Source organism: Neoroseomonas rubea (assembly GCF_016106015.1).
GTDB classification, from domain to species: Bacteria; Pseudomonadota; Alphaproteobacteria; order Acetobacterales; family Acetobacteraceae; genus Neoroseomonas; species Neoroseomonas rubea.
In genome coordinates this window covers 1-575 of sequence record NZ_JACADQ010000751.1, presented here as the reverse complement: position 1 = coordinate 575, position 575 = coordinate 1, and the positions used below count along the sequence as shown (strand labels likewise).

The window sequence follows — 575 nt, the reverse complement described above, 5'->3', positions numbered from 1 at the left end:
CCCGCGCCTTCCGTCGCCGGCCCCGGCGCGCCGACGACCGGCCCGGTGACGACCGCGCGCCCCGCGACGCCGGCCGTGGCCCGCCCGCCGGTGCGGGAGACGACGTCGGACGCGCCCTCGGCCTCCATCACCGTGACCTTCGCGAGCGGGTCCTGGCAGATCACGCCGGAGGCCGAACGGGCGCTCGCCCCGCTCGGCCGTGCCCTGGCCTCGCAGGACCTCGCCGCCTTCCGCTTCCGCATCGAAGGCCACACCGACGCGGTGGGCGACGCGATGTCGAACCAGGCGCTGTCGGAACGCCGCGCGGCGGCGGTGCGGGACTACCTGATCGCCAAGTTCGGCGTTGCCCCGCAGCGCCTTGTCGCGGTCGGGATGGGCGAGACGCAGCTCCTCGTGCCGACGCCGGACGAAGTGCCGAACGCGCGCAACCGGCGCGTGCAGGTGGTGAACATCGGCAGCTGACGGCGCTGGCGTGACGGATCCGGACGCGACGATCCGACTTCCGCGTCCGGCCGCGCCGGGCCCGGGGCCGGCGCCCGGATCGGAAGGGCACACGCTCGAACTCCGACCTCACT

1 protein-coding gene is annotated in these 575 nt (G+C 75.8%); it reads left to right on the top strand.

Annotated elements, in window-relative coordinates; genetic code table 11:
- A partial coding sequence (locus HW577_RS26210) for an OmpA family protein (RefSeq protein ID WP_232475257.1) occupies positions 1 to 462 on the top strand: 462 nt, incomplete at its 5' end.
- Between the last annotated feature and the right edge of the window lie 113 nt (positions 463 to 575).